This window comes from Pseudoduganella sp. RAF53_2 (assembly GCF_052113985.1).
Taxonomy (GTDB): Bacteria; Pseudomonadota; Gammaproteobacteria; order Burkholderiales; family Burkholderiaceae_D; genus Rugamonas.
Window position 1 is genome coordinate 1 of record NZ_JBFRDW010000394.1, and the last position, 5612, is coordinate 5612.

Sequence of the window (5612 nt, forward strand, 5' to 3'; positions counted from 1 at the left end):
CAATATGGGCGATACCTTCCGCCGCCTGCGCCTCGACCCGGCGCAATACGCCATGGACAAGGCAGGCCAGTCCTACCAGGCGCGCGATGCCTGGCGCCAGCGCGCACTGGCCCAAACGTCCGGCGAGATTGATGCCGAAGTACCGGCACACGGCGTGTTGCTGCTGACCGTGCGCTGATGCTAGCTGTCAAATGGCGCATCGTTAATCAGATCGCATATATCGGGGCACTGGAAGCCATGGACATGGCGATGGCCAATATCGGCCAGGCCCGTGCCCAACGCGGTGTGCGGCTTCTTTCGGACCACGCCGGCAATCGCTTCGGTAAAGGCGGCCTTCATCCCGATACGCGGATAGCGCTCCAGCGTCTCGTCGACCAAAGCCGGCGTGATTTCATCCAGGCGCAGACCGAAGACGTCAACGTGCGCACCAAAATGCAGGAGCGCCACTTCAGGCTGGCGCCGGTCGGCCAGGCCTGCACTGGAGTGAAGCGCGATCGCGTCCCACACCAGCTCCGCCTTGGATTCCGGATAGGCATTATCCCGCAGGAAGCGGCTGGCGGCATCGGCACCATCCACCTCGAAACGCTGGTCGGCGGAGAATTCATCGGTCAGGCCCAGGTCATGCAGCATCGACGCCAGGTATAAAAGCTCCCGGTCATAGTTCATTCCCCGGCGCCTGCCGATAAATTCCGAGAACCACCAGGTCCGGTGTAAGTGGTGCAACATTGGCTTGCTATGCACCCGTTCGATGAGCGCGCCCGCTTTTCGGGTCAACGCCGAATCCGGCGCAGCAATCCCGCCGATCGTAACGACTGTATTCATATTTCCTCCGCAATTGAAAATGCTCTGACGTCATTCTAGGAAAGCACCCTTCGGCACAAATGACTGTCTTCAGATGATTTGTGCCAAAATACTGGCATCGACATCAGCAGGAGGCTCCGATGAAAAAGCGGGTCCTGAACAGAAAACGCGTTGTCATTCTTGGTTTGCCGCCCGTCGACACACTCGACGTAACCGGTCCGGCGGAGGTATTCGCCTACGCAAATAAACTGCATGGCGGCGAGCCTTATCAACTGGAACTGATTTGCGCAGGCCCATCGCTCGACCTCGAGAGCGAAACAGGCATCGGACTCAAGGCGCACAAAACGCTGGACGAGGAGCRCCGTGACCGCACGCCGATCGACACCCTGATCATCGCTACCGGCTTCAGCGCCATTGACAGAATGGATCTGCCAGCCATCGACTGGATTCGCACCCGCTCCTCAAAAATCCGCCGAATTTGCTCCATCTGCGTGGGTGCGTTCGCATTGGCCGAAGCCGGACTTCTGAATGGACGGAGAGCGACGACGCACTGGGGCATGGCGCAGCGCATGGCTGAACGCTTCCCGTCGATTGAGGTTGATCCCGCGCCTATCTGGATCAAAGACGGGAATATCTATACCTCCGCCGGCATATCTTCCGGTATCGATCTGGCCCTTGCACTGGTGCGCGAAGACCTGGGCGATGCGACTTCGCTGGACATTGCCAAAAGCCTTGTACTGTTCTTGCGCCGTCCTGGTGGACAGGCACAGTTCAGCGCTTCCCTTCGCTCGGAACAAACAAGTAATCCCAGCCTGGATGAATTGCGGGTCTGGATCAGCGAGCATCTTGCCAGCGAACTCACATCCGGCATTCTGGCCGAGCGCCTGTCCACCAGCGTCAGAACCCTGATACGCACCTTTCAGCGCGAGTTGCATATGACGCCGGCCAAATATGTCGAAGAAGTGCGGCTCGAAGCTGCTTGCCGCGCTCTTGAGCTGGGAGCGCGCTCAGTGGAAGACATCGCGCGCCGTTGCGGCTACCATAGCGTCGACGTATTGAGGAAGGCGTTTGCGCGGCGCTTCGGCGTAACGCCCAAAGAATATGCAGAGCGTTTTGCAGCTTAAGGACTGGACATCAGATGAACATGTTATTCGCAATTGTGGCCGCCGCTGGAATCGGCGGCGGCGTCAACGCCGATGTGGCGCCGGCCGCGTGGCAGCAGCCGCTGGACAATCTTGCGCAGGTGGCCTGCCACAATTGCTATGAGCCGCAGTACAGTCATGGGTTGCCGTACACTGCGGCGCTTGTCCACGTCAAAACCGTCGAAATCGATATCTGGGATGAGCGCGACACGGCGGCAGGTGACGCGCTGCCTGAGCACTGGTTCGTGCGCCATAACGGCAGTCCGGATCACGCCAGCGGAAACGACAACAGCTGCGTCGGCGAAAGCAATGACTTGCGCGCTTGCCTTGGTAATATCCGCGACTGGAGCCGCGCCAATCCGAACCACTTCCCTTTGATCGTCATTCTCGATAAGAAGCAGGATTGGTCGGCGGGCCGCATGCCGCAGGACCTCGACCATCTCGCGCATGAGATCCTGGGCAGTTCACTGTACAGCCCGGCCCAGCTGGATCAGTTTCACGCGCAGCGCAGCGGCAGCCTGCGCGACAAGGTGCGCATCGGCGGCTGGCCGAAGGCGCAAGACCTGCGCGGGCGCATATTGCTGGTCCTGAACGGGAATGGCCTGCAGCGCTATCTGCAGGATCAGGGCTTGCGCGGACTCGTTTTCGTATCGCCGCCGACTGAATCGGCTGCCGAAGCTGACGGGCTTCCGCGTGGCTTCGATCCCGCCAGTGCAGGCCTGATCGTGATGCACAATATGAAGTCCGATTTCCGCGCTGCGTYGGCCGCGGTGGCGCGCAATCACTTCATTGGCCGGGTCTGGGGCGATGACAAGGAAACCTTCACGCAGCAGATGGGCAATCGCACGCAGCTCTCTGCCTACTACAACTATATGTCGCAGCAGGCGAATGGCTATCGCATCGTGCCAATGCCTACTGCAGCGGGCGCGGCTTCCAGTCAGCCGCCCACGTCGACGGCGCCGGCCCCATAACAAATTCCAGCTTGCCGCCGGCGACGATCTGCGCGTGCGAAATGACCGGCACGCTGAGCGGCTTGCCGTTCAAGGTGACCGACTGCACGTAGACGTTCTTTTCGCTGTTATTGGCCGCGCTGATCGCAAAGCTATTCCCGTTCGGCAGTTTCAAGGTGACATTGCCGAACAGCGGGCTGCCGATCACATACTCCGCCGAAGCGGGATTCAGCGGATAGAAGCCCATGGCGGTGAACAGATACCAGGCCGACATCTGACCGCAATCTTCGTTGCCGAGAATGCCCTCGACCGTATTGCTGTAGGCCTCGGCCGCGAGCGCGCGCACGCGGGCCTGGGTCTTCCATGGTTCGCCGACGTAGTTGTACAGGTAGCCGTAATGGTGGCTTGGCTCGTTGTCGTGGCGATTGTGGCCGCCGTTGAAATGCTCGTCCAGCTTTGCGCCGGCTGCTTTGGCGCCGCCCAGCAGCTGTACTACGCCCGGCACGTCATGCAGAGGCGAGAACAGATAGACCCATTGGTCGCCTTCGGTCCATCCCTCGTTCAAATGTGCCCAGCTGCCGTCGCTGTTACGCGCCTGCAGGAATTGCGTCTGCGGGTTGAATAGTTTTTTATAGTTCTGCGAGCGCTGCATGAAGTAGCGGTAATCCTGCTCCTTGCCGACCGCCTTGGCAACTTGCGCCACCGCGTAATCGTCATAGGACTCTTCCAGCGTGCTGGATGCCGATTCGGACACTTTATCCGCAGGGATGTATCCCAGCTTGAGGGCGTAGCTTAGGCCCGCCCTGCTTTCATAGGGCGTTTCCGGTTCGCGGTCCAGCCAGCGGCGCGTGACGTCGCCGTCGGGTGGGCCCATGGCGTCCTTGTAGACCGCCTGATAGGCCAGTTGATAATCGAAACCTTTGAAACCTTTGTTGATTGCCTCGGCCACCAGCGAATCGGCATGAGTGCCGATCATGATGTTGGTGTAGGACGGATTCGGCCACTTCGGCATCCAGCCGCCTTCCTGGTAGTTCTGCAACAGCGAACGGACCATGCCGTCGATGCGCTCGGGCGCCACGAGGGTCAGCAGGCTGTTTTCGGCGCGGTAGGTGTCCCAGATGGAGAAGGCGGTGTAAGACTCGCCCTCGTGTACCTTGTCGTCAAAGGCGCTGTAATAGTGGCCGTGTTCGGAGAACTGCTTTGGATACAGCAGCGCGTGATATAGCGCGCTGTAGAAGATCTTCTTCTGATCGTCGCTGGCGCCTTGCACGGTGAGCAGGCCAAGCTTGCGGTTCCAGGTATCGTTCAGGGCATCGCGCACGCCTTCGAAATCCCATGACGGCATTTCCGCGCCGAGATTGCGGCGCGCCTGCTCAATGCTGATGAACGACTTTCCGACCTGGACTTCGATCTGCTGGCCTTCAACGCTGATATAGGCGCCGACGTTGTCCGCCGTGAGTTCCATCTCGCCGGGACGCGAGAAAGTACGGGAATAGGTATTCTGCGTTTTGAACGGCTGGCGGAAGCGCGCCACGAAGTAGCCCTTGAAGTTGGGCAGTTTCATCGGCCCCAGATGCGCGTCCATGCGGTCCGGATTGTAGCCAACGATCTCGCGGTGTTCCGGGTCGATCTTCACATAGCCTGTAATGCCGGGGCGCGTGACTTCAAGCAGCACATTGGCGCTGCGTCCCTGAGGATAGGTAAAGCGCAGATAGCCAGCGTGGTCGCTGGCGGTCATCTCGGCCTTGATGCGATGCGCGGCATCCGCGCCCATCGTCACCGCGTAATAATAAGGCGTGCTTGTTTCATCTTCATGACGAAACGGCAGGCGGCGGTTTTCCGGAGCGAAGTCGACACCGCCCGCTTGCGGCATCAGCGTGATGTAGCCGTAGTCCCCCATCCAGATTGCCGGTTGATGGGTGCCGATAAAGCCTTCAATGAACTGGTCGTGGTATTCGTAGGAGCTGACGCTGATACGGTTCTGGCGCGTTTGCGGGGTCCAGTTGGTCATGCCGAAAGGTGTCGTCACCAGCGGCATGGTGCCGCCGTAATCGGCGCCTTGCCCGCCAGTGCCGATGTAGGTGTTAACCCAATCGACCGGCGCTGCGGGTGCTGCGCCGGCCATGATTGGGACAGCAAAGCAAATGACCGTCGCCCATTGTTTCGAGGTCCGCAGCATTGCGCGGGAGATTTCAAACATAGCCATTCCTCATGTCAGCACATGGGGCAGCACTGTAGCATATGGGGACAGTCTTTTCTTTAGCTGAATTGTCGATTTACCAGCGGTGGCGCACGAACGGAGCGACGCGCTTTTCGTAGATGCTGCGCAGCRCCTCCATCGTTGATTCGCTCAAAGCGGGTAGTTCACTCGCGCCACTATTGGACTGGGCCTGCATGGCATTTCTTGCACCCGGAATGACCGTGCTGACGGCATCGTTCATCAAAATCCACCGCAAGGCAAACTGCGCCATCGGAATGCCATTCGGCACCAGATCGCGGACTTCTTCGACAACCGACAGCGCGACGTCATAAGGCACGCCGGCGAAGGTCTCGCCGACGTCAAAGGCCTCGCCGTTGCGATTGAATGCACGATGGTCATCGGCGGCGAACACGGTGCCGGCGCTCATCTTCCCGGTCAGCAGCCCGGAGGCGAGCGGTACGCGGRCGATGATTCCGACGCCACGTTTTTTGGCTTCGGCAAAGAAGAGCGACGCCGGCC

General features: G+C 59.7%; 6 protein-coding genes. 3 read left to right on the top strand and 3 right to left on the bottom strand.

Translation table 11 applies throughout. The features are described 5' to 3' along the window. The first annotated feature begins 52 nt into the window (after nt 1-52). Nucleotides 53-178, top strand: coding sequence for a hypothetical protein (locus AB4Z11_RS21035; RefSeq protein WP_442027451.1), 126 nt, complete (start codon nt 53-55; stop codon nt 176-178). 2 nt (nt 179-180) lie between these two features. On the opposite strand, the gene AB4Z11_RS21040 is transcribed toward AB4Z11_RS21035, so the two are convergent. Further along, on the bottom strand, nt 181-822 hold the full coding sequence (locus AB4Z11_RS21040; RefSeq protein ID WP_442027446.1) for an HD domain-containing protein: 642 nt from the start codon (nt 820-822) through the stop codon (nt 181-183). Between the two features lie 119 nt (nt 823-941). On the opposite strand from AB4Z11_RS21040, the gene AB4Z11_RS21045 reads away from it, so the two are divergent. Continuing rightward, nucleotides 942-1925, top strand: a complete 984-nt coding sequence (locus AB4Z11_RS21045; protein ID WP_442027447.1) for a GlxA family transcriptional regulator — start codon at nt 942-944, stop codon at nt 1923-1925. A gap of 14 nt (nt 1926-1939) precedes the next feature. Then, nucleotides 1940-2914 carry a Ca2+-dependent phosphoinositide-specific phospholipase C gene (locus tag AB4Z11_RS21050; RefSeq protein WP_442027448.1) on the top strand — a complete coding sequence of 325 codons (975 nt, stop codon included), beginning with the start codon at nt 1940-1942 and terminating at the stop codon, nt 2912-2914. On the opposite strand, the gene AB4Z11_RS21055 is transcribed toward AB4Z11_RS21050, so the two are convergent. Further along, on the bottom strand, nt 2856-5093 hold the full coding sequence (locus tag AB4Z11_RS21055) for a GH92 family glycosyl hydrolase (RefSeq protein WP_442027449.1): 2238 nt from the start codon (nt 5091-5093) through the stop codon (nt 2856-2858). The two genes, AB4Z11_RS21050 and AB4Z11_RS21055, sit on opposite strands and share 59 nt — an antisense overlap. Before the next feature lie 76 nt (nt 5094-5169). Then, the coding region (locus AB4Z11_RS21060; RefSeq protein WP_442027450.1) for an aldo/keto reductase at nt 5170-5612 on the bottom strand (443 nt) is incomplete at its 5' end.

Excerpts from the sequence above, each read along its gene's own strand:
- AB4Z11_RS21035 (WP_442027451.1), top strand. The coding sequence starts at position 53 with ATGGACAAGGCAGGCCAGTCCTACCAGGCGCGCGATGCCTGGCGCCAG.
- AB4Z11_RS21040 (WP_442027446.1), bottom strand. The coding sequence starts at position 822 with ATGAATACAGTCGTTACGATCGGCGGGATTGCTGCGCCGGATTCGGCG.
- AB4Z11_RS21055 (WP_442027449.1), bottom strand. The coding sequence starts at position 5,093 with ATGTTTGAAATCTCCCGCGCAATGCTGCGGACCTCGAAACAATGGGCG.